General features: G+C 70.9%; 14 protein-coding genes. 5 read left to right on the forward strand and 9 right to left on the reverse strand.

What is annotated here, in order from left to right:
* Positions 1 to 172 precede the first annotated feature (172 nt).
* Genes FL311_RS24555 through FL311_RS24565 form a run of 3 tightly spaced genes read left to right on the forward strand, consistent with a single transcriptional unit; the run spans position 173 to position 7,754 of the window.
* Positions 173 to 3,760: a hypothetical protein gene (locus FL311_RS24555; RefSeq protein ID WP_368668589.1), complete on the forward strand. Its 3,588-nt coding sequence runs from the start codon at positions 173 to 175 to the stop codon at positions 3,758 to 3,760.
* Entirely contained in the window at positions 3,757 to 4,296 is a 540-nt protein-coding gene (locus tag FL311_RS24560) for a DUF1318 domain-containing protein (RefSeq protein WP_141328499.1), read from the forward strand. The genes FL311_RS24555 and FL311_RS24560 overlap by 4 nt, the downstream gene beginning before the upstream one ends.
* Positions 4,290 to 7,754, forward strand: a complete 3,465-nt coding sequence (locus FL311_RS24565; protein WP_141328501.1) for a PD40 domain-containing protein — start codon at positions 4,290 to 4,292, stop codon at positions 7,752 to 7,754. The genes FL311_RS24560 and FL311_RS24565 overlap by 7 nt, the downstream gene beginning before the upstream one ends.
* Positions 7,755 to 7,809: 55 nt before the next feature.
* Here FL311_RS24565 and FL311_RS24570 read toward each other — a convergent pair whose 3' ends face one another.
* The 4 genes from FL311_RS24570 to FL311_RS24585 form a co-directional block, all read right to left on the reverse strand.
* A complete protein-coding gene (locus tag FL311_RS24570) occupies positions 7,810 to 10,632 on the reverse strand; it encodes an FG-GAP-like repeat-containing protein (RefSeq protein ID WP_228557047.1) in 2,823 nt (940 codons plus the stop codon).
* Positions 10,633 to 11,062: 430 nt separating this feature from the next.
* Positions 11,063 to 11,680, reverse strand: coding sequence for a hypothetical protein (locus FL311_RS24575; RefSeq protein ID WP_141328503.1), 618 nt, complete (start codon positions 11,678 to 11,680; stop codon positions 11,063 to 11,065).
* A gap of 125 nt (positions 11,681 to 11,805) precedes the next feature.
* Positions 11,806 to 12,576, reverse strand: a complete 771-nt coding sequence (locus FL311_RS24580) for a serine protease (protein ID WP_141328505.1) — start codon at positions 12,574 to 12,576, stop codon at positions 11,806 to 11,808.
* Positions 12,577 to 12,580: 4 nt separating this feature from the next.
* Positions 12,581 to 13,351: a zinc-dependent metalloprotease gene (locus FL311_RS24585; protein ID WP_141328507.1), complete on the reverse strand. Its 771-nt coding sequence runs from the start codon at positions 13,349 to 13,351 to the stop codon at positions 12,581 to 12,583.
* A gap of 591 nt (positions 13,352 to 13,942) precedes the next feature.
* Here FL311_RS24585 and FL311_RS24590 point away from each other — a divergent pair.
* Positions 13,943 to 14,653 carry a hypothetical protein gene (locus FL311_RS24590; RefSeq protein WP_141328509.1) on the forward strand — a complete coding sequence of 237 codons (711 nt, stop codon included), beginning with the start codon at positions 13,943 to 13,945 and terminating at the stop codon, positions 14,651 to 14,653.
* Positions 14,654 to 14,661: 8 nt separating this feature from the next.
* Here FL311_RS24590 and FL311_RS24595 read toward each other — a convergent pair whose 3' ends face one another.
* From FL311_RS24595 to FL311_RS24610, 4 genes are all read right to left on the reverse strand, one after another.
* A complete protein-coding gene (locus FL311_RS24595; RefSeq protein WP_141328511.1) occupies positions 14,662 to 15,066 on the reverse strand; it encodes a hypothetical protein in 405 nt (134 codons plus the stop codon).
* 18 nt (positions 15,067 to 15,084) lie between these two features.
* Positions 15,085 to 16,461 carry a hypothetical protein gene (locus FL311_RS24600; protein WP_141328513.1) on the reverse strand — a complete coding sequence of 459 codons (1,377 nt, stop codon included), beginning with the start codon at positions 16,459 to 16,461 and terminating at the stop codon, positions 15,085 to 15,087.
* A 346-nt stretch (positions 16,462 to 16,807) separates the two neighbouring features.
* Positions 16,808 to 17,986 (reverse strand): hypothetical protein, encoded by a 1,179-nt coding sequence (locus FL311_RS24605; RefSeq protein WP_228557048.1) that lies wholly within the window; start codon positions 17,984 to 17,986, stop codon positions 16,808 to 16,810.
* A 234-nt stretch (positions 17,987 to 18,220) separates the two neighbouring features.
* The gene (locus tag FL311_RS24610; RefSeq protein ID WP_141328515.1) at positions 18,221 to 19,171 is read right to left on the reverse strand and encodes a DMT family transporter; all 951 of its coding nucleotides are present in this window, start codon (positions 19,169 to 19,171) and stop codon (positions 18,221 to 18,223) included.
* 71 nt (positions 19,172 to 19,242) lie between these two features.
* Between FL311_RS24610 and FL311_RS24615 the strand changes: the two genes are divergently transcribed.
* Positions 19,243 to 20,028, forward strand: a complete 786-nt coding sequence (locus FL311_RS24615; RefSeq protein WP_141328517.1) for a helix-turn-helix domain-containing protein — start codon at positions 19,243 to 19,245, stop codon at positions 20,026 to 20,028.
* A gap of 12 nt (positions 20,029 to 20,040) precedes the next feature.
* On the opposite strand, the gene FL311_RS24620 is transcribed toward FL311_RS24615, so the two are convergent.
* Positions 20,041 to 22,386, reverse strand: a complete 2,346-nt coding sequence (locus FL311_RS24620; protein WP_141328519.1) for a patatin-like phospholipase family protein — start codon at positions 22,384 to 22,386, stop codon at positions 20,041 to 20,043.
* Between the last annotated feature and the right edge of the window lie 533 nt (positions 22,387 to 22,919).

Consider the following 22,919-nt stretch of genomic DNA (forward strand, 5'->3'; position numbering starts at 1 on the left):
CGCCTGCCCTCATCCGGTCCTCGACTTCACCCACCCTCCCGACGATGATGGCCGCGCGCGTCAACCGAGCCACATGGAAACCCCAAGAGCTGAACGACCGCGCCGGCGGTGGGCTCGACTCCTCGCGGGCGTCCTGCTGAGTCTCGTCGCGCCCGTCGCGCTGGTGCTCATCGTGGCGCTGGTCCTCGTGCACAACCTCGACCGTCCCTGGCTGAAGTCGCACGTCGTCTCGCAGGTGGAGTCGGCCACGGGCATCCAGGTGGACTACCAGACCACCCAGGTGTCGCTGCTGTCGGGCCTGCGGTTGGAGGGTCTGGTGGTGCGCACGCCCGCTGCCTTCCAGCGCGTCGCGCCCGAGCTGCTGCGCGTGGGGACGTTGGAGGTGAAGTGGTCGCCCGGCTCGCTCACGAGCGGCGGCACGCTCATCGAACACGTGGCGGCGCGCGAGGTGACGGTGGCCCTGGTGGCCGACGACGCGGGGCCCACGTCCCTCTCGGAGCTGACGGGACCTCCCGCGCCCGCGCCCGTCCCGGAGGAGCCCTCGCTCGGGCTCTCCCGACAGCTCGCCTCGCTGCTCGCGTCCGCGCCCCCCGTCGCGCGCGTGGACGTGTCGGGCGTGTCGCTGGCCTGGCTCCGCGTCCAGGATGGCGTGGTGGTCGACCGTTGGTCCGTGCGCGGGCTCGGACTGGGCGCCGAGGTGAAAGAGCAGGACGGCGCCTGGAAGCTCTTCGCGAACCTGGGCCGGACGGGCGCGCCGTTGCCGCTGGAACTGGGTCGCGAAGGCGCGCTGGCTCCGCCGGTGCGCGCGGAGCTGGCGCTGGCGCTCGCGGTGGAGGCGGGGGCCACGTCCGCTCGTGCGCGGGTGGACCTGGACGTCTCGCGGCAGACCTTCGACCCACGGTTCTCGGTGAACTCGCTGCTGCATGGCGCGGTGTCGGCGCGGTTCGACGCGGAGGCGCGCCGCACGCTCCTGGAGCTGGAGCACACCGGACTGACGGACAGCGCCGAGCTCCAGGCCGAGCTGGTGTTGCCGGATGACTCGAGCGTTGCGCCCGTCGTGACGCGCGCCCTGGCGGACGTGGACCTCGCGAAGCTGCTGCGGGTGCTGCCGGAGGACTGGCGTCCGTTCACGCTCGAGCGCGGCGAGGTGCGCCTCGACGCGCGAGACGTCACCCTGGGCGCGATTCCGCTGCTGGGGGCCGAGGGCAAGCTCGGGCTGGACGTCGAGCTCACGTCGCTGCGGCTGGCCCAGGACGGGCTCACGGTGGCGCTCGGTGATGGACGTGTGTCGCTGGCGGCCACGCCGGATGCGCGGCAGGGGGTGTCCGCGCTGCTGACGTTCGCGCTCCAGAAGCTGGAGGTCGACGGGCCCGCCACGGTGCGCGTGCCGAAGGCGCAGGGGGAGCTGAAGGGACAGCAGCTGCGGCCCGAGCCCTCCTCGCCGCTCCAGGTGGCCGGGGACGCGGCGCTGTCTGGGCTGGTGGAGGCCGTGGACGTGAAGGTCCCGGGCTTGCGCGCGAAGGCCCGGCGGTTGGGCTTCCAGCTCCAGGCGCCGCTCGCGGGCAGGCCGCCCTTCTCGCTGCGCGCGGACCTCCCCGTGGAAGCGCTCGAGGTCGTCACGGCGGAGGGGCTGGAGGTGCTCAAGGGCCCCGTGCACGTGAAGCTCGATGCGTCGCAGGTGGTCCCCCACGTGGACGCGCCGCGCCTGACCCGGGCCCGTGGCCGGCTGGTGCTGGATGTCGGCGCGATGCACGCGACGCTGGACGCCACCAAGGGCGCGGATGACGTGGCGTACACGCTCGCCTTCGAGACCCCGGACCTGGTCGCGGCCCGGCCCTTCATCTCCAACGACATCGCCGCGCGCATCCCCTGGAAGCAGCTGGGGGTGGGCGTGTCGTCCCAGGGCAAGGCGACGGCGCTCTTCTCCGCCGCGCCCCGCGTGGACCATCGCACCGAGGTGCGCGTGCGGAAGCCGGGCTGGGATGACGTCTCGGCGGGCAACGTCACCGTCGTCGCGCGCTCGCAAGGGGATGCGTGGCGACACAAGGGCGAGGTGGAGCTGCGCGTGGACGGGCTGCGCGTGGGGGAGACCGACGGCGGGCCGCAGCGTCACACCTTCACGGTGGACCTGGACCGGCGCAAGCCGACGGTCAAGGTGGGCGTCACCAGCCAGGAGGGCGTGAAGGCCACCGTCGATATCGCGCTGGCGTACGAGCGCAAGACGCGCGCGCTCCAGGGAGAAGTGAAGGCGGACCTCCCGCCGCTCGGCACGCTGGCGCCGCTGTTGGCCCTGGCCCAGGTGCCCAGGGAGCTGAACGCGTCGCGGCTGGGCGTGAAGCTGGACGTGAATGGCACGTTGCTCGGCGTCGTCACCGGGCTTACCCCGGATGGACTGCCCCGGTTCTCACCAGAGCCGCTGCGGACGGGCAGCTTCGCGGGCAAGGCGGTGGTGGACGTGCAGGGCTTCCGCTGGCGCCAGGATGCCTTGACGGTGAACCTCCCCGGGTTGCACTGGGCGGTCGACTCGCACGTGGACGGCCCCAAGCGGACGATTCACAGCGACATGACGGTGGAGAAGCTCACCGTCGCGATGGCCGACAGCCGGCTGTCCCTCGCGGACCTCTCCAGCGACACCACCGCCACCTTCACCGACAAGCTGGAGGCGGAGGACATCGAGGTCACGCAGCAGTTGAAGGTCCGCTCCGTCGAGCAGAAACCGGCGCTGCCCTATCCGGTGCAGGACCTGGCGTGGGCCTTCACCGCGCGCCGCAAGCCCACGGGCGTCATCCATGTCCCGGAGCTGAAGGTGACGAACGGCGGGACGAACACCGAGCTGAGCATCAAGGGACGGCTCGACCTGGGCGAGGAGCGGCGCAGGCTGGGGCTTCGCGGGGAGCTGTCCCAGGACCTGTCCAAGCTCGCGCGGCCCGGCGTCCTGGAGAGCAGCGGCCACGTCAAGGTCGACTTCCGCGTGGCCTCGCCCGACCTCACGCTCTTCAGGACGCGCGCGAACCTGCTCCTGCAGAACGTGAACGCGCGGATGCCCGAGGCGGACTTCGCCGTCGAGGCGCTCGATGGCAACGTGCCGCTCTCCGAGGACGTGCTCTACACCGACGGGCAGGTGCGGCTGTCGAGCGACATCGACGTCAATCCGTACCCGATGCTCCGCTTCGCCGACCAGCACCCGCTGCTGTCGCGCAGCGGTTACGTGTCCGCGAACAGCATCACCACGCCGTTCGTCACCATCGCGCCCCTGGCGGGCAACCTGTCCATCGACCAGCACGTGGTCTCGATGACGCAGCTGGAGATGGGTGTTCGCGGCGGGCGCATCACCGGACAGTGGCTGCTCGACTGGCAGGGCAAGGACTCCAGGCTGGAGGCCCGCGTGCGCGCCACCGGCGTGCAGTCGTCCCGGGGGGAGCCCTTCGACGGCAACGCCGCCGTGGTCATCTCCGCGAAGGACCGCAGCATCAACGGTCGCGCGGAGATTCTCCGCATCGGCAACCGGCACCTGTTGGACCTGCTCGACCTGGAGGACCCTCGCCACGTCGACCCGGCGACCAACCGGGTCCGCTATGCGCTGACGCTGGGGTATCCGGACCACGTGCGGGTGAGCTTCAACCACGGCTTCGGCAGCCTGCGCATCACCATGGGCGGGCTGGCGAAGCTCATCAGCATCAACGAAATCCGGGGCATCCCCATGGGCCCCATCGTCGACCAGCTCATCAAGTCGATGACGCTGACGGAGGCCTCGCCATGAAGACCCGCGCGTTGTTGCTGTGGGCCGCCCTCGTCGCTCCCGGGTGCATCAGCGCGCCGGAGATCGTCATGGTCGACCGCGCCACGGCGCTCGAGGAGCAGGCCTCGGGCTCGTTCAAGGACGTGGAGCAGCGGCTGGCGCGCGCGGGCATGAACCCGACGCCGGTGCCGCTCACGCCCAACCAGCTGGAGGAGCTGGGCGTCCAGCCCGCGCCCCTGGTGGAGGACCTGGGCAAGACGCAGGCGGACCGCGTGGACGAGCTGCTCCGACGCCACTGCGTGGGCGAGGGGAAGGACGGGCTGCTGGTGGAGAGCCGCCGTCGCTGCCGGGCCGGGCGCCTGACGGCCGATGACGTGGCGCTGGTGGAGCGGGTGAACCGCTCGCGGCTGCAGCTGTGGAAGTGGATGCGCACCCAGCGCCCCGACGCCTCGGAGGAGGCGCTGCGCCAGAGCTGGCACAAGGTGCACGCGGAGGGTGTGGTCTGCGGCGGCCAGGTGGAGGCCGCGGACGGCACCTGGGGAGAGAAGAAGTGCTGACGTCCCGGGACACCAAGGTCCTGCTCCTGGCCGCGCTGCTCGCGCGAGGCGCCTGGGCCCAGGACGACGAGAATGACGGAGGGCTGCGCACGCCCTCGCGGCTCACCGTGGGCGTGGGGGACCAGTTCCTGGGCCAGCTGTCGCCGGACGGGAACACGCTCGTCTTCGCGTCCAACCGCAACATCGCGACCGAAATCTACGTGCAGGACCTGGAGAAGGGCCGCGAGCGCCGCCTCTTCGACGAGGGCGCGGACGTGACGTGGCCGCGCATCAGCCCCGACGGCAAGCGCCTGCTCTACATCTCCTTCCGGGACCAGGCCGGCGGTCAGCTCTGCATCCGGGACCTGCCCTCGGGGAAGGAGCGCCGCTGCCTCACCGAGGAGGCCAACGCGCTGCAGGCCGAGTGGATCGACTCCGCGAGCATCGCGCTGGTGAGCCGGGCCACCATCCAGGGCGACCTCAAGCTGTCGCGCGTCCGGCCCGGCGCCGCCTGGAGCGCGAGCCCGCTCCTGGAGCGCAACCTCACCAGCCCCACGCTCTCCCCGGACGGGCGCTGGCTGGTGTACGTGCCCGTCGAGCGCTCCGTGAAGCAGGTGGGCCCGGGCTTCGCCGCGCGCGCCGCGCCGCACATGGAGGCGCTCCGACTGGATGTCCCCGGCGCGAGGCCCGTCAAGCTGGCGCTGGACCTGCCGGGGCAGAGCGGCCAGCCCGTGTTCTCGCGCGACGGGCGCTTCTTGTACGTGGTGCAGTTCTTCACCGACTCCAACGCGGACGGCACCATCGACGCGAGCGACAGCGGCGTGCTGTTCCGCGCGCCGTTCTCCCCGGAGCGCGACGACGCGCCCTCGCTGGCCGCCGCCTCCAGCCCGGACCAGCTCACCGGCGCGTCGTGGAACTGCCAGTACCCGGCGCCGGCGGCGGAGTCGCTGCTGGCGACGTGCTCTCGCTCGCAGTCGCTGGACGTGTACCAGCTGCCCCTGGATGGACAGGTGCCCTCGGCCTGGGATGTCCCCCGGCTCAACGAGGAGCTGAAGATGGTGGGGCGGCGCGCGGACCAGCTGCTGCTCTACCGCCACCGGCTGCTGCTCGAGGAGCGCCCCCGGCCCCGCCGCTTGTTGATGATGCGGCTGGCCATGCTGCACCTGGCGTTCGAGGACTTCGGCGCGGCGGAGTTCTACGCCGAGCACATGGGCGCGGTGAGCGACCCGGCCACGCTGGGGCTGGAGGGGCCGCTGCGTGTCCTCATCGACCACCGGCGCGCGATGAAGGAGCGCGAGCGGGGCCGCATGGTGGAGGAGCTGAGCGTGGCGGAGCAGCGGCGCATGGCCGCGCTGGAGCCCGCCAACGCGCCCAGCCCCGCCACGGCCGTCTTCCAGCACGTGGTGCGCAGCGAGCTGGCGGACGCGGCGGGGGACTTCACGCTGGCGCGCCAGGAGCTGGAGTCGGCGCAGGTGACGGACACCACGCCGCGCGCGGTGCTGGAGGCGTACCACGAGCGGGCGGACGCGCTGTACCGCAAGCTCGATGACCGGATGGCGCTGGTGGACGTGGGCCGGCGGCTCTCCGTGCACAAGAACTTCAAGGCGGACGACCAGCTGGACTTCGCGATCGCCGCGGTCCGCGCCCTGTACCGGGGCCGGCCCTACGCGGAGGCGGAGCCCCTCCTCGCCGAGGCGCTCGCCCGGGCGCCCGAGGGCTCCGCGCACGCCTTCGCCCTGGAACTGGGGCAGCACATCATCGCCTTGAGGCAGGAGCGCACGCCGCGCGCCGTCCGCGAGGCACTGCTCGCGTTCTATCGCCGGCAGACGGACCCGCTGCGTCGCCGGGTCCTGGTCCAGCAGGTCGTGGAGCGCGCGGCGAGCCTCGGCGCGGACGGCGTGCTGGAGGCGCTGGCCACCGTCTACGTGGACGATGCGCCCGTGGGCACCGAGGACCGGCGTCGGGCGGAGCGGCTGTTCCGTCGCGCGCTGATGGGCCGCGCGTACCGCCGGCTGGCGCGGCAACGCCAGGACGAGGCCCGCGCGGACTTCGACCTGGTGACGAAGCGCACGGGCTCGCTGGAGAGCGCCGTCGAGTCCATGAACCTGCGCCTGCGCGCCGGCATGAGCCACGACGTGGTGGAGAAGGAGATGACCACCACTTCGGAGAAGAGGGTGGAGCCGCTCCGGCGCTTCGTGAAGGCGTACCTGCTGGCGCGCAAGCTGCCCAAGCTGGACGACAAGGCGCACGCGCAGGCGGTGAAGGACGCGGTGGCCCAGCTGCGCGCGGCGTGGCCGGAGCTCAAGAACCAGCGCGCGGTGCAGGCCCTGTACGGCGCCATCCAGCACGAGGACTTCCTGCGCGGCAAGAACCCCGCCGCCGCCGAGCGCGCCAACCGGCACTACCTGGTGGCGCTGGACCTGGTGCGCAACAACGTGCGCTACAAGGCGATGATTCTCGGCGCGCTGGGCCTGCTGCACACCCAGGTGGGCAACCACCACATCGCGCTGGGCTACCTGGAGCAGCGCGACAAGCTGCCCTACGTGGACAACTGGGCGGGGCTGGCCGTGTCGCTGGCGCGCGCGCGGGCGCTGTTGCACGTGGGGCGCGAGGAGGACGCGGCGAAGGCGGCGGATGCGGCGCTGGCGATGGTGCGGGCCACCGAGAAGCAGGCCCGGTTCCTGCCGCTCGCCGTGGACCGCGCCGCGCTCTACCACCTGGCCGCGGGCCACTTCGAGCGCGCGCTGGAGCTCTATGACCAGGGCCTCCCGCTGGTCGAGGCCCTGCCCTCCGACGAGGAGGGGCTGCGCAACCGCCTGGTGATGCGGCTGGCCCGCTGCGCCGCCGCGCTGGGCGCGGGCAAGCCCGAGCGGACGCTCGAGGACCTGGCGCGCGTGGAGAAGGACCTGGCCCACCCGGCCGTGCGCTCCGCGCTGAAGTGGGCGCACTCCTCGCCCGAGCACGTCCACCGCTCCTATCGCCTCATCGCCGCGGGGCTGCGCGCGAATGCCCACACGCGTCTGGGGCAGCTGGAGGCCGCGGCCCAGGCGCTGCAGACGCGCCGCGCGCTGTTCCTGGAGCAGTTCGACGAACTGGACCGCGACGAGGACCTCCGCTCGGTGACGCTCGCGGAGCTGCGGCTGGCCGAGAACGCGGTGGACCGCCAGGACCCGGCCCACGCGGCGCGCTGGCTGGGCATGGCGCTGGAGCACGCGGACACGCTGGTGGCCCGCACGCATGCGCCGGTCGATGCCGGGCAGCTGGACGTGCTCTGGTTCGCGGCGCAGCTGCAGGCGGATGGGCGCACCAAGCTGCCCTTCGACGTGTCCCAGCGGATGGCGGGAGCACGGCGCACGCTGCTGGAGCAGAAGGACCCGACCTGGCGCGCGTACCAGGCCTGGTTCGAGGTCTACACGGCGCTCGAGACCCACCCCGCTCCAGGGGGACGGGAGGCGCTGGTCGGGCCGACGCAGCAGTGATGACGGGGACACCTCCCGCGGCGCGTGCTGGCCCGCGGGAGGTGCCCTGGAGGCGCTACTGGGCGAGCACCGTGATGACCTGCTCGGACGTGTTGCCCGCGGCGTCGGTGGCGCGCAGCAGGACGACGTGCGCGCCGGGGCCGGAGAACGTCACCGGCGTGGTGGCCAGGTTCGTGCCCGCGCCGACGTCGGTGGAGCTGACCCAGTTGGCCGTGACGCGGACCGGGGAGAGGTCCGTCACCTCGGTGACGACGTCCACGGTGAGCGGCTGCGGCTGGGTGACGTCAGGGGCGACGACGCGCAGCAGCGGGGCGGTGCGGTCCACCGTCACCTCCCGGCTCTCGGTGGCGAAGGCGCCGTCGGTGGCGATGACGGTGAGCGTGAGGGTGTAGTGGCCCTCGGCCAGGCTGAGCCACTCGACGACGTGGCCGCCGCCCGCGTCGGGGGTGAGGCGGATGGGGGCGCCCCCGTTGATGGAGAGCAGCACCACGCTGATGGGCGCGCCGCCCGCGCTCGTGGTGGCCCAGCCGCACGCCTTCACCTGCGCGGCCGAGGTGTAGCGCGGCACGTCGCACATGACGAGCTCGGGCGGCGTGGCCTCGGAGTCCACCACGTGGATGGCGGTGGTGCAGGAGGCGCTGTTGCCGGCCGCGTCCGTGGCCGAGTACGTCACGGGCGTCGTGCCGCGCGGATAGATGCCCGCCGCGGGGCCGCTGACCTGGGCGCCGCACGCGTCGGCGACGGTGGCCGGGGCGGGCGTGACGTGGGCTCCGGCGGGGCTCGTCGCCAGGTAGACACGCTCGCCCGGGCAGGTGATGACCGGCGGCGTGACGTCCACCACGGTGACGGTGGCGGTGCACGTGTCGGTGGACTGGCCGTCGGAGACCGTCAGCGTGACGGCGTGCGAGCCCGGGCCGAACGGCCCCGTGGGCGACTGGGACACGGAGAACGGACCGGGCTGCTGGTCCGGGTCATGGCTGCCGTTGTCCACGCTGGCCGGGGCCTGGCAGGTGGTGGGGCTGGCGTCGACGGACACGTCGCGGCACAGCGCCACGGGGGGCACGTTGGTGGAGCAGGCGAGGCTCACCGGCCCGCTGCCCGCGTTGTTGGTCTCGATGCACTCCGTCTCGCGGCCCACGCCGGTGCCGTCGTCATCCGCCCGGACCCAGACCGTGGTGGTGCCACCGGGCGCCGAGGCGAGCGCCACGCTCACCACCGCGCTGCTGCCCGCGGCGAGCACGGTGGGGAGGGTGGCCACGCCCAGCAGGGCGCCGCCGGAGGAGGGGTTGCCATCGTAGAAGGCCACGCGCATGCCCGAGGAGGCAGCCGCGTCTCCCTGGTTGGTGACGCGCGCGTGCAGGCTCAGGGTGCCCGTGGTCCGGTCACACGAGGACGTCACCTCGCCGGCGATGAGGTCCGCCGCGGCATAGGGGCTGGTGGTGCCGGTGCCCTGGCTGTTGGCGCGGAACGTGTTGAGGCCGGGCACGCGCCAGTTCTCCACGGGGTGCGCGGGGATGGTGCCGTCGTCGTTGACGTTGGTGACGGAGTACGCGTGCTGGTTCCAGATGCGGCGCGTGTTCACCCAGCCGTCCTTGCCGTCGCGGAACACGCGGATGCCGGTGGGGCCGGGGAACGCATAGTTGTTCGACGCGACGACGATTTCGGCGTTGTCGTCCGCGTCCACGTCGACGATGAGCGGGTTCTCGTACGTGGTGCCGGAGGCGTGCTCCACGTCGAAGCGGATGGCGCCCGTCTCACCGTCGTAGATGCGCAGGCGGCGCTCGTCGCCGTAGACGACCTCGGCGCGGCCGTCGCCCTCGAAGTCGAAGGTGGACGAGCCCGTCACGTTGGAGCTGTTGTCCTGGGTGACGCTGGCCCACTTGACGGTGCCGTTGGTCTCGAAGACGACGTAGCGGCTGGCGCCCGCCACGCCGACCTCGGGGCTGCCGTCCGCGTCGAAGTCCGCGATGTTGGGCGCGCCGCCGTTGCCGCCGCCGGGAATCGCCGTGCTCCACAGCAGGGTGCAGTCGTCGTCCATCAGCGACACGCGGCCGCCGCTGACCACGATGACCTCGCCATGCGGGTCCGCGTCGAAGTTGGCGACGCCGGACAGCCCGTTGCCGATGGAGGTGTTGCGGCACTTGAGCGTGCCGTCATGGCGGTAGATGGAGCGGCCGTTGACGACCTCCTGCAGGCCGTCCCCGTCGATGTCCGCCGCGAAGGAGATGGGGCCCTGGGGGCCGCCCAGGGTGTCGGTGCCCGCCCACTTCAGCGCGCCGGTGTTGCTGAGCACGAAGTGGCCGTTGAGGATCTCCACCGTGCCGTCGCCGTCCAGGTCCGCGAACGACGGGCCACCCCAGCTGTTCTGGGACACGTTCGTCCGGAACTTCAGCGCGCCCGTGTTCTCGAAGCACAGCAGGCCCGTGCCGCTCTCCGGGACGGCGCAGATCTCCACCAGCCCGTCACCGTCGAGGTCGCCGCCCGCGATGCTGCCCGCGCCGCGCACCCGCAGGGTCGGGTCCGTCACCGTCCACAGCTCGGCGCCCGTGGCGCCGTTGAGCGCGCGCAGCACGCCGTTGGTGTTGTAGTTGCTGCCCACGAAGCTGCTGAAGACGACGTCGGGGATTCCATCGCCGTTCACCTCCACGACGATGGGCGACATCATCACCTGCACGTGCGTCGGCAGGACGGTGCTGGAGCTCCACGCCCACTCGAGCTCCGGCTCGAAGTTCGGGTCGAAGGGCGGCTGGACCTGGCACTCGCCATTCGCCGCGGAGGCGGCCTCTCCCAGGGTGTCGCTCTCGGACCGCGGCGCCGTCTGTGTGCAGCCGGTGAGCGCCAGCACTCCGGCGAGGGACAGCCTGGTCCACCACTTCATGCCCGCTGCGGACGGGGGTCCGGGGATTCTTCGCATGCGCACGCCAAAGCCTCGTGTCTGGATTTCGCGGAAAAGTCCGCTAATCTTGCGTATAGAGGTCGGGCTTGGCGCGCCGCAAGTGAGTCATTGGTGAACTCAGACCTGGGGGAGGGTGAGGCCGCGCCTCCGAGCGATACGGCGGCTGGCTGCTTCCCTGTCGTGGTGGAGGAGGGCGCTCGGGGCCCGTCGATAACAGCCGGCAAGGCGCCTCACGCCCCAATGCGACGGGAGGCTTCCATGGGCGGCCCCCTGTCCCGGGAATCCCCGTTCCAGGATTGCAGGTGAATCATGGTGGCGATAAGGCACGCTTGCCGCGGGGCGCCCGACTGCTCGTGTCCACACCGCGCCGGCGGGGGGGGCCGGTGAGTGGGTCCGGACCCCGTGCGGAGCGCTACTGCTGACGGCCCTCGATGGCGCACATGAGCACCGCCGCCGCGATGCCGAGCCGGCGGTCCAGGCGGTTCTGGAGGTCCATGCCGAAGTCGAGGTCGATCTTCTGGATGAAGGGGTTGAAGCGCTGCTTGAAGGCGAGGACCTGCGCGCCGCCCACGGTGCCGGTGAAGGACTGGGGGAGCAGGTTGGTGAGGAAGCGGCGCACCAGCGCCAGCATCATGCTGTCCTCCTCAATCTTGCCGATCTCCTGGTCGTTGGTGTCCAGCACCAGCCACTCGTCGCGGAGGATGGAGCGCAGGCCCTTGCGGCGCAGCGCGCCCACGCGCTCGCCCGTGGACGCGTCCGTCACGTCGTACGTCATCCCGAAGTCGAGGATGCCGCGCGCCTTGATGCTCAGCAGCTCCTCGTGCATCTGCTCGTCGCCGTAGATGCGCAGGTCCTCCTTCAGCTTGAAGGCCTTCATCTTCGAGTAGAACGCGAGGTTGCCCGCGGCGTCGTAGATGTGGAACGCGCCGCCGAACAGTTTGAAGAACTGCCGGCGAATCATGTAGGACGACTGGCCGAAGCGGCCGAGGGCCAGGTGGCTGGCGGGGCGGTTCTGGAGGGCGGTAGACATGCCCACCCCCTTAGCAAAGTTCGCGCGCCCGCCGCACGCCAGCCCGCTCGGGATGTGACCCGGTAAACCCGGGATGCGGGCAATCACGTTCCAAGCGCGCGCCCGAGCGGAACCTCGGGATGGCTTCAGCGCTCGACGAGGTCGGCTGCCTGGAGGTACTCGGAGACCTCGACGATGGCGCTCGCGGTCCAGCCCCGGTTCGCGCCGCGCCCCGACACCTCGCAGTCGCCGTCGGTGTGGATGCCCAGCACGTAGCCCTGCTCGTTGAGCACCGCGGCCCCGGAGCTGCCCACCAGGGTGTCCAGGTCCGTGTAGTAGACGAGCCGGTTGCACGCGTCGGCGTAGCGCCCCTCGGCGATGACCTTGGGCGAGCCGCGCGGATGCTGGATGACGGCCAGCCGCTCGGTGGCCAGCGTCGTCAGCGGGACGGGCGCGGCGGTGGGGAGCGTGTCGAGCAGGATGAGGGCGTAGTCCGGCGCCGCCGATTGCTCGATGACCGTGCCCTCCGTCATCAGCGCATCTCCGTCCGCCTCGTCCTCGAAGTTGAACACCACGAAGGAGCGGTCCCCGAGCCCGACACAGTGGCCCGCGGTGAGCACCACCGGCCCCGCGCTCGCGGCAATCAACGTGCCGGTGCAACTGCCGTTGATGAAGACGACGGCGTCCTCTCGCTCCTGGACGCTGGCGAGCGCGCCCTGGTAGCGATTGATGGGCGTGAAGTCGAGCGACGGGCCACACTGCGTGAACGCGGTGACACCGGCCGGCCGCGGCTCCTCGCAGACCTTCAGTTCATAGGGTGCGGGCACCGAGCCTCCACAGGCCGAAAGGCCCAGGAGCACGGTGCCCGCGAGGCGCGAACCCCAGGGTTTCAGGATGGAACCGAGGGGTCGCGTCATGGGCTCAGTACAGCGTGGTCAGCGCGGTGCGGTCGCTGCTGGTGAAGTTGCCCGTCTCCGTCGAGCGGAAGCAGGAGTTCATGATGGAGCCGCCCACCGTCGCCGTCGTCGGCGTGCCGGTGATGTGGATGGCGCCGACGCCCGCCGTGCCCTCGTTACCGCCGGAGCCGCAGCTGATGGAGCGGTTGTAGTAGTCGGAGTGACGGAAGCCGACCGCGTGGCCGAGCTCGTGCGTGATGACGTGCTCGTTGACGCCCGCGCTGTAGCTCTGCAGGCCCGTGCCGATGTTGATGGTGCCGTACGGACGGCCGCCGGAGGGGAAGCCCGCCGAGCCACCCGCGCCGGACATGGTCGTCGCGGTGATGTTCGCGCTGCAGCCCGTCGTCGGGCCCACGGCCATCGTGAAGCTCAGGCCGAGCGCGTTGTAGTTCGCGACCGCGGCCGTCAGGCCCGCCTTCAGCCGGGAGTAGCTGTTGAACGAAGAGGTGGGGTTGACGCAGATCTTCGTGATGCTGCTGGAGACCAGGTTCGTCGTCCGGTACTGCTCCACGTGCGTCACGGGCTGGAGCATCTCACGCGAGGCCTCGAGCGTCACGTGGGCGTCGCGGCCCACGTACACCAGACCGTCGACCTCCATGATGTCGTCCGCCGGGAAGCCGGCCTCGACCAGGTTGGCCTTGATCTCCTCATTCTCCAGCTGCGTGTCGCCGGTCTCGGAACCACAAGCCGCGAGCACGCCACAGCTCACCACGAGGACTGCCGCTCTCTTGAACATGGTGCTTTTCCTCTGATGATTCGGGGGGACGCGCCGCCGCCTGACCTTCCCATCAGCCGCGGACGGCGCGCTCGTCCCCTGAGCAACTGGCGGGCCACTCGCCCGATAAGAGAGGAGAAGCTATTAAACCTAGATTAACCTGGAGTATCCGCGCTCCAGGTTGCGGGTCCCCGGGTGTAAAGAGGCATGACACCGGCTGGGTTAAAGCACCGTCTCACCAGCGCTTTTTGTCTTCACAGAGGGGCGCCCGGTTTTCGGACAGTGGTGTCTATGAATCAGTCATCCACCCCGGGGTCTCAGAAGCCCTTGAATACATGGGGTATCACGGACCCAGGAGGATGCACCCCCGGGCGAAAACTGCTGTCTTCATGCATCCAAGTCCAGCTGACGCCCTGTGTCGACCCCGCCGGTGTGACATCGAGCACCCGGGCGCCTCCCGCGGGATTTTTCCAGCGCGGGGCTGCTTTACGAGGGACTCGGGGGAATTCTAGGTTCCGCTGGAAGAATCCAGCTCAATGAGCGGTGTATCGCCGGCTCATCAGGATGCACGTGAACCTTCTCCTCGCGCGTTTCTCCCTTGGATGTCTGCTGTTGGCCCCCTTGTCCGCGTGTGACTCCAGCGCGGAGGACGACAACCCCGGGGGCGGTGATTCCGCCGTGACGGGTGTCTGGAATCGCTTCGGCAGTGAGTACGGCTACAAGACGGACGTGGCCTATGGCGGCATCGCGGGCCAGTCGTCGGACCGGGTGTACATGTGCGAGCTGCCCGGCTCGCCGTCGGCGGGGCTCTACAAGGGGCGGCTCATCAGCCCGCGGATGATTCGCTGGGATGCGACGCACAACCTGCCCGACTACGAGGTCGTCTTCGAGGGACAGACGATGCGCTTCCTGCCGCGGAACGGGACGAACACGTTCCTGGGCCAGTACCAGAAGGGCACCTGGACGCCGGGCGCGTGTGATTTGTCGATGGAGAACGGGGAGCTGGTGGACCGCTCCTCCACCGCGTACGTCCGCTTCGACAACGCCGGGGACTTCAAGATCAACAGCGTCACGGTGGGCGGCGAGCCCTTGCCCATCCACAACCGCGACACGTGCAGCGTCACCACGCTCATCCCCGCGGGGACGGGGGACAACGGCCTGCTCACCGTGTCCATCAACTACAGCGGCGTCGGCGTGGACGGCCCCTACCGGCGGACGCAGAACCACACCCTGTACCGCTCGGACTTCAAGCCGGACTGCAACAAGCTCGCGGTGGAGATTGGCTGCGGGGCGCTGGCCGTCTGTGTCTACGTGGCGCCGTAGCCCGCGGGTCACTCGTACCAGGTGGGCACGAGCGCGCGCACCTGGGGCAGCGCGGCGACAAGGCACAGCCGCTCCCACGCGGCGGGCGTGAGCGCGCCGTGCCGGGCCTCGCAGTCCCGCGCCTCCAAGGGCAGCAGCACCAGGACCTCCGAGGCCGTGTCGCACGCGGCGCGGCCTCGCGAGGACAGGGCGCGCGCGCCGGGGGCGAGCGCCTGGATGCGGGCGAGCAGCGCCGTGTCGCCGGCCGGAAGGCACAGCTCCACCGCGCCGTCGTTGCGACAGCCCGCCTCCCGGGCGAAGGCGAGCTTCGCGGTGGGGCACGTGTCCTTCGCGGAGGCCGCCGGGTCGACGGGCGTGGTGGCGCACGCGGACAGTCCGGCGAAGAGCAGCACGGCGGCGGTGAGGCGAGGCATGGGGCGGCTCCGGACGCGTCAGCGGAAGGACTTCACGTAGTTCGCCATGATGGCGGGGTGGTCCGAGTAGAAGTGGTCGTTCAGCGTCCGCGAGAGCGAGCGCGTGTCCTCGCCCAGGAGGTTGATGGACTCGGTGTCCACCTGCTCCTGGTTCACGATGATGCCTCCCATGTAGTTGTTCTTCGCGTTCGTGTTGGAGTGGGAGACGGTGTACGTGGGGTGGATGTTCCCGTCGGAGCCCTCCTGGAAGGAGAACCGGTTCGGGAAGAAGCCTCCGCCCAGCTCGAACGAGTCCATGTTCAAATCCCCCAGCAGCACGTCCACGTTGTTGTCGTGGGCGAAGCGGGCCACCTCCTCGAGCGCCTTGTGCTTCTTGTCGTCCTTCGTGTGGCCGGTGTAGCCCGCGTCCAGGTGCACGCCCGCGACCTCGAAGTACACGCGGTACTCGGGGACGATCTTCTGCACGCAGAGCCACTTCTCGGGGTGGTTGACGCCCTGGCGGATGAGGCCTCGGGCCTCGTACAGGACCTGTGAGGAGAACATCTCGTCGCGCAGGACGTAGGCGGAGATTTCGTTCTTGGGGTCCACGTCGGGGTCGAGCAGCGTGCGGATGCTGCCGATGCGCCGATAGGTCAGCTCCGGGCACGGGCGCAGCTCGTCCGGGAAGGGCGCGCCCTTGAGCTCCTCCGACAGGAAGATGACCTCGGGCACCAACTGCGTGAGCTGCTTGTGCAGGTCATAGGGGCGCCTGGCGTGGAGCCGCTTCCACTCCAGCACGTTGGTGGCCTCCTGGATGTGCTTGAGGACGATGGCGTCGTAGTTGGCGAGCACGTCGTCCTCCTCCAGGAACCCCGACTTCTTCTCGAAGGGCGTGTGGTGTGGGTACGGCCTGGTGTTGAACGCGGCGAGCGGCTGGAAGCCGCCCACGTTCTGCAGGGGCGCGAAGTTGAAGCCGCCCGTCGGGACGAGGTTCCCCTGGAACGTGCCCTGCTTCGCGTTGTCCTTGTAGAACTTCTTGCCCGCGTCGAAGGGGATGAACAGCGTCATGCACTGCAGCGTCATCACGCTGGGCGCGGGGATGCTCGCCGTGTCATCCAGGGTCATCATCTGCGACGGGGGCGGGGAGGACTCCCGGACCGGGTCCAGCAGGGCGCTCAGCAGGCTGCCCGACGCCGACCGCCGAAGCCGGACCTGTTCCCGGCGCGCCTGCTTCATCGACTTGAAGGTCTTCTGGATGCGCGCGTCGTGGGGGGACTTCTTCAGGTCCACGTACGAGGGCTTCTTCCGGATGGGGCCGGGCTTCGCGACGTGCGTCAGACAGCTCTTGCAGAGCGTCTTGCTCTCGAACTGGAAGACGAAGACCTTGCGGTGACACCTTCGGCACTGGATCAACATGAGGGCTCGCGTTCGGGCCGGGCGCGGGGGGCGGCGGTGCGCAGGCACCTGTGCAGCCGGTGTGCCTGGACTCACCGCCTCCTTCTTCCAGGAAGAATCAGGGAGTCGCCCGGCCTTGCGCGCGTCGGCCCGACATCCCGTGCGAGCCACGTGCGACCCGGAGGCCGTGCGGGCGGCACGGGAGCCGCGGCGCGCGAGGGGGCTGCGTCCGGGGCCGACGCGGCCCGCGTTCCAGTGGCACGCGCCCGCTCATCGAGGGAGCGGGCCCGGTCGTCCGCGTGGGCCGCCGCGGATGCCAGGGCGACACCTCACCCGCGGGGAGCGGGGGAGGCGCCGCCGGGGTGACTCAGGGGCTGAGGGGGTAGCAGTAGCTGGAGGTGCGGTCGATGCCGCCACCCGAGAGCGGGTAGTAGACGTAGCCCAGCTCCTCGCCCGGGCCGCAGTCGGAGCGGGCGCGGGTGTAGGGGTGGCACGTCACGACCGCGGGACCGGCGCCATCCACGTCGGAGCAGCTGCCCCGGGCGCCCTCGACGCCGCAGAACTCGGTGAAGCCTCCGGAGCACGGCTGGCCGATGAGCGCCGGGTCGAACGCGAAGCCGTGGCCCTCCAGCACGGACTGCTCGGTGCACAGGCCATGGACGCCGCAGACGGTGCCCGAGGGGCAGCCGGGGTTCGCGGCCATGAAGTCACACGTCTTGAGGCACTGCGCGTCGTCGGAGACCAGGTCCGTGCACGCGAAGCCCTGCTCGCAGTCGGTGGTGGCCAGCTCGTACTCGCTCGCCGCGGCGGTGCGCGTGCACGACTCGCCCTGCGTCTTGGTGCCGAGCGCGCGCTCCAGCGTCCCGTCCGTGCCCGCGTAGTCGTCCGCGACGCAGGCCGTGTCCGGCAGGGCGCTCGTCGGCGAGCCCTGACGCGGGTCACACCCGCCGGGGCGCAGGGTGTTCCAGGTCGCGAAGCGGATCCACCGGCACTCGCCCCCCTCCACCACGGCGGAGCCCGTGTAGGGGCCGGAGCGGGGCGCGGCGAGCACGGACTCGCGCAGCACCACGTTGGACAGCGCGCCCAGCGTCTGCTGCGGCGACAGCTGGAGCGCGAGCAGCAGCGCGCCCGAGTCCGCGACGAACAGCTTCTGCGTCGTGGTGCCGATGTCCTGGTAGCCGAAGACACACTGCTCGCAGGTGAAGGTGTTCGCGCCGCCCGCGGCCAGGTTGTAGAGGCCCGGCGCCGTGTTCATGTCCAGGCGGATGCGCAGCTCGTCGCGCGTCGTGCCGCCCAGGTTCGGCAGGTCGCCACGGAACGTGGGCTGACGCTCGTACTGCACCGGCGTCAGCTCGATGCCATTGAACGTCTCACCGAGCGTCACCTCCGTACACCCCGCGGGCGGCGTGAGGAAGCGCGCCTCCTGCTCGGCGGTGAGGACCGCGTCCCGCGGTGTCACGGGCGCCGGGTCCTGGGCCTCCTGGCCACAGCCGACGAGCCCCGACAACAGCAGCACGCGCCACCCACCACGATTCACGAACTTCATCTTGGATTCTCCCATCACGGTTGTGTGGAGCCGAAGGCCGCGACGACGCCGTCCCGATTCACGGTTCGTGGGTCATGCGCTGCGCTCGGAACGGAGCCGGCCCGGCTCGCACATCCGATGAACGGGAAATCGCGTGAAATGTCGCAAGCCCGCGTGCGTGGCCTCCGGAGGCGCGCCAGGCCACGCGGCGGGTGAATCCGCTGGAGGTATATTCAGGATGCTGTTGAACCTGGATTACGGAACGAGCCGGCCCGGCCGGAGGCCCGCGGCGGGGGCGGCCGTGCGCGGGAGTCCCGGCGCGCTGACGATGAGGATGCCCGCGAGCACCAGGGCCGCGCCCAGGATGAAGAACAGGCCCACGGGCTCGCGCAACACCAGCCAGCCCGCGGTGACGCCGAACACGGGCGTCATGAACGAGAACACGGACAGGCCCGAGGCGAGGTAGCGGCGCAGCAGCCAGAACCAGACGAGGTAGCTGGCGAAGGACACGATGACGCCCTGGAAGAGCAGGCTCGCCCAGGCGGTGCCCGTCATGGAGAGGTGGCCCGTCTGTCCGGTGAACAGCGCGATGGGCAGCAGGAGCGCGAAGCCGCCGAGCAGCTGGTAGAGCAGGGTGTGCGTGGGGCGCGCCTCGGAGAGCGACGAGCCGCGCACCACCACGGTGGTCGCGCTCCAGGACAGGCCCGCGAGCAGCCCCAGCGTGTCGCCCCAGAGCATCCGCGGGGTGATGCCTCCCTCGAGCCAGCCCCCGCCGAAGGCGAGCATGATGCCCGCGAAGGCGACCAGGATTCCCACCCACTGCACCCGGCGCAGCCGCTCCGAGGGGATGCGCCAGTGCAGGCCCAGCGCGGTGAAGACGGGCGCGGTGTAGAGGAAGACGGCGATGTGGGACGCATGCGTGTGGCGCAGGCCCTCTGCGATGAAGAGGAACTCGGCGCCGAAGAGCACGCCCGACAGCAGGCCGGGGCGCCAGGTGCCGTCACGCAGGTCCAGTCGCTCGCCGCGCAGCAGGCACAGCAGACCCACCAGCAGGGCGGCGAGCCCCGAGCGCAGCGCCATCTGCGCCAGGGGTGGGATGTCGGACGCGGCCAGCTTGATGGCCACCTGTTGGAGGCCCCAGAGGGCGCACAGGAGGAGCATCGTGGCGAGCGCGAAGCCATCGACGGGTCTGCGAAGCGTGCTCATGCCCTTCATATGGCGTGTGGCGCGCTTGATTCATATAGCTTGAACCCGACAACCCATGCCGAGAAGCCGCCATGGCCGAGCAGCTCCAGGTTCCTTTCTCCACCAAGCTTCCGCACCCCGTGTATTTCCGCACGGCGCGGCTGCCCACGGCGGCCACGTATCCCCGGCATCACCATCCGTGGGGGGAGTTCGTCTACGCCTTCAGCGGGGTGATGGAGCTGGAGCTGGCGGGCAGCCACTACCTGGCGCCGCCGCAGTATGGAATCTGGCTGCCTCCGGACGTGGAGCACCGGGGGATGAACCGCTCGGAGACGAGCCACTGCTCGCTGTACCTCACCCAGGCGCTGTGCCGCGGGCTGCCGAGGACGACGTGCGCGCTGGCGGTGAGTCCGTTGGTGAAGTCGCTGTTGGAGCACCTGCGCGAGCACCAGGTGGCGTACCCGCGCACGAGCGCGGAGCGGCGACTGATGCGGGTGCTCATCGACCAGCTCGCGCTCGCGCCACCGCAGGGCAGCTACCTGCCCATGTCGGAGGACCCGCTGCTCGGCGAGGTGCTGCGGGCGCTGGTGAAGGCGCCGGCGGATGGGCGCTCCCTGGCCGAGTGGGCGCGACAGGTGCACACCACGGAGCGGACGCTGGAGCGGCGGTGCCAGCAGCACCTGGGGTTGTCCTTCAGCGAGTGGCGTCAGCGCCTCCGGGTGGTGAAGGCGCTCGCGATGCTGGAGGAGGGGAGCGCCGTGGAGGTCGTCGCGCTGGAGCTGGGCTACAGCAGCGCGTCCGCCTTCATCGCCATGTTCCGCAGGATGACGGGGACCACGCCGGACAAGCTGCGCGGCCACGGGCTCGCCACGTCGTGACGGCGCGCCCGCTCAGAGTCCTATCTCCACGCCGATGCCCGGCGCGATGGACCACAGCGTCTCGCGCGAGCGGGAGCCGGGGTACCACTCGCCGATGAGCTGGACGCGGAAGCGCTCCAGGATGGCCACGCCCACCAGGGCCTGCACGACGGCGCGGGAGCACGCCGTCACCCGGCTGGCGCCTCGGCCCTCGCAGCCCTGGGTGCCGTAGCGGTCATTCGCGCTGAACATCCAGCCGGCGCGCAGGCTGAAGCGGCTCTGCGCGAGGAAGGACTGGTCGGTGCTCGGCCGGAACTCCAGCCCCCCGATGGGCGCCAGCGCGAAGGACTCCTCCGTCCCGGAGGAGAGCACGTCCTCGAGCCCGCGAAAGCCGAGGGCCGCCGTGAACCGAAGTCCCGTGGGCAGCTGCTCCTCGAACGCGGAGATGCTCACGCCCACCTCGCTCTGCACCGGCCCCATGGTGATGTGCAGCGCCGTGCCCGGCGCGGCGAACGCCACCGTGTCCGCGGCGAGCTTGCCCGCGAAGCTGACCATCTGCCGGTCGTCGCCCGACTGGACCTCGGTGAGCCGGTTCACCGCCGCTCCGAGGGACTGGCGGATGCGGACGATGGCCAGGTCGCCCCGGCCGCGCGGCACGCCCAGATCCCGGAAGCTGAACCCATACGCGCCCAGCAGGCGCATCGAGTAGTCGAGCTCCGGCTCCTTGGGGCTCTTCTTCCAGTCGGGCCACTGCTCGGGTGAGACACCGGGCACGCGCGGGGGCGGCTCTCCGGCCATGGCGCGCTCGCAGTGCAGGTTGCGCCAGGTGGCCTCCAGGGTGCCGGTGCCCGCGCTGGCGCAGGCGTCGTAGAGCTGGTCGAGCGACACCTGGAGCAGCGCGCGGAAGTCGGACAGGGCCTCGCCCTCACAGACGCGCGGGGCCTCGGCGGCGCCGTCGTACACCGCGCGCATGCAGATGAAGGGGGCCCAGCTCCCAGGGGCCTGGGCGGGCTCGTCGCGGGGCCGGGCGAACGGGTCCTCGCCCTTCGTCACGTCGAGCAGCATCCGCCGGGCGTCGTACATGCCCAGGTAGAAGTCGAACGTGCGGAACTCCGTCTCGAAGAAGCCGAGGAACGCGAACAGCGGCGCGCTGGCGGCGGGGAAGTGGCGCCGGGGCAGCACGAGCCGCCGGGCGATGTCGGGCTCCTCCTCCAGCAGCAGCGACAGCTCCTTGGAGCGCGCGGTGTCGACGAGCGCGGCGATGATTCCGCTCAGCTCGGTGGGCAGGGAGCGGGAGGTGGCGCGGGCCTGGACGGGAGGGAGGACGGGGTACTCGGTGGCGTCCGGGTCCACGAACGCGAAGGCGATGCCCTTGGGCGTCTGCCGCACGCCGGGCGTGGGGACGTCGCGCCACTGCAGCTTGCCGTCGACGGAGTGGAGGCCGTCGCGGGCGAGCCCCACCGCGAGGCGCAGGGGCGCGTTGTCGAAGATGCCTCCATCGATGTAGCGCTCGGTCCGGGCCTCCCTGGGCAGACACACGGCGGGGGATTGGGACTCCTTCGCCACGCAGGTGGACAGCTCGTGCGGCGGGAAGGCCACGGGGAAGGACATGGACGCGAGGATGAGGTCGCGCAGCGCCTGGAAGGGGATTTCGCCCTGCTCGTCGGTGACGAGCAGCGGCTCCATGCGCCGGCTGCCGGGCGTCGTGTAGTTGGTGGCGGAGGGGGGCTTGCCCGGGCCGCGCCCCCGGATGCGGATGGCGAACTTCTCCTCGATGCGGGGCAGGGGCATGCGGCCGTTCGCGGCCATGAGCACGCGGGGCTCCACGCGCGTGGTGGAGACGCCGAACACCACGTCACAGGACGTGCTCAGCCCCTGGTTCCAGGCCTGCTCGATGTCGGCGGCGCCGCGCTCCAGCCACTCCCGCGAGAAGACGCCGAGCGGGGAGGTCGACGCGGGGATGAAGAGCTGGTTGAAGCCGACGGGCACCCACGTCCGCCAGAACAGGGATTGGTCCGGGGGCGGCAGCTCGGCGCCACAGGACGCCATCACCGCGAGCAGCGAGTTCAGGCTCCCGGCCGAGGCCCCCGTCAACAGCCGCAGGTCCACCTCCTGGCTGCCCTGGGCCGAGGCGAGCGCGTAGTACAGGAAGCCCGCTTCGTAGACCCCCAGCGACACGCCGCCGCTGACGGTGAGCGAGACGGCGGTGGTGGGGACGCTCGACTCATCGAGGGGAATCGGCTGGGCCTTCGCGCGCGCGCCGACGAGCAGGCACAGCCCGGCGAGGACGAGCGCCGTCGTGGAGCGGGGAGGGCGAGGGGCGGCGGTGACGTCGTTGGATGAAACACAGCCCGGCGTGCCGGGAACGGCTGAACCCATCCAGCGACCGTAGACCCGGGCCTCCCCGGGTGCATCAAGCTTCCGTGTCGGGACGTGTTGCTTCCTGGACACGGCGCTCCAGCGCGCGCGCCGCGCGCCGTGCCGGGGGCCATCGGAGAGGAACTCGGGGGCGTGGTGGCGCTCCACGCGGCGCAGCTCGTTTGGCGAGGCACCGCGAAGGCACGATGGCGGTCAAACAGGTCGTGCTCCATCCCGGTGAGGCACCTGGTCCGGCGTTTCACCGCGCGCGGGGTCGATGATGACCACGTCGGCGAGGAACAGCGCGCGGCCATGATGGGCCCCACGCGAGGCATCCCGGTGCTTGTCTTCACGCGGCGCGGCGGACGCGCGCAAGCCCTCGCCCGTGCGTCCGTTTCATCGGCTTCGAGGTCGGCGCCGGCCCGTCGGGTCTGGCTCTCATCCTGAGCACGCAGCCCGGTGGACCTGAGCGCGCAGAGGGGCGAGCGTGAGGTCGATGGCGGCGTCCCAGCGCTCGGAAAGCACCAGGGAGCGGAGGTCGAGCACATTTTGAC

It is taken from the genome of Myxococcus sp. AB025B (assembly GCF_006518215.1).
Classification (GTDB): Bacteria; Myxococcota; Myxococcia; order Myxococcales; family Myxococcaceae; genus Myxococcus; species Myxococcus fulvus.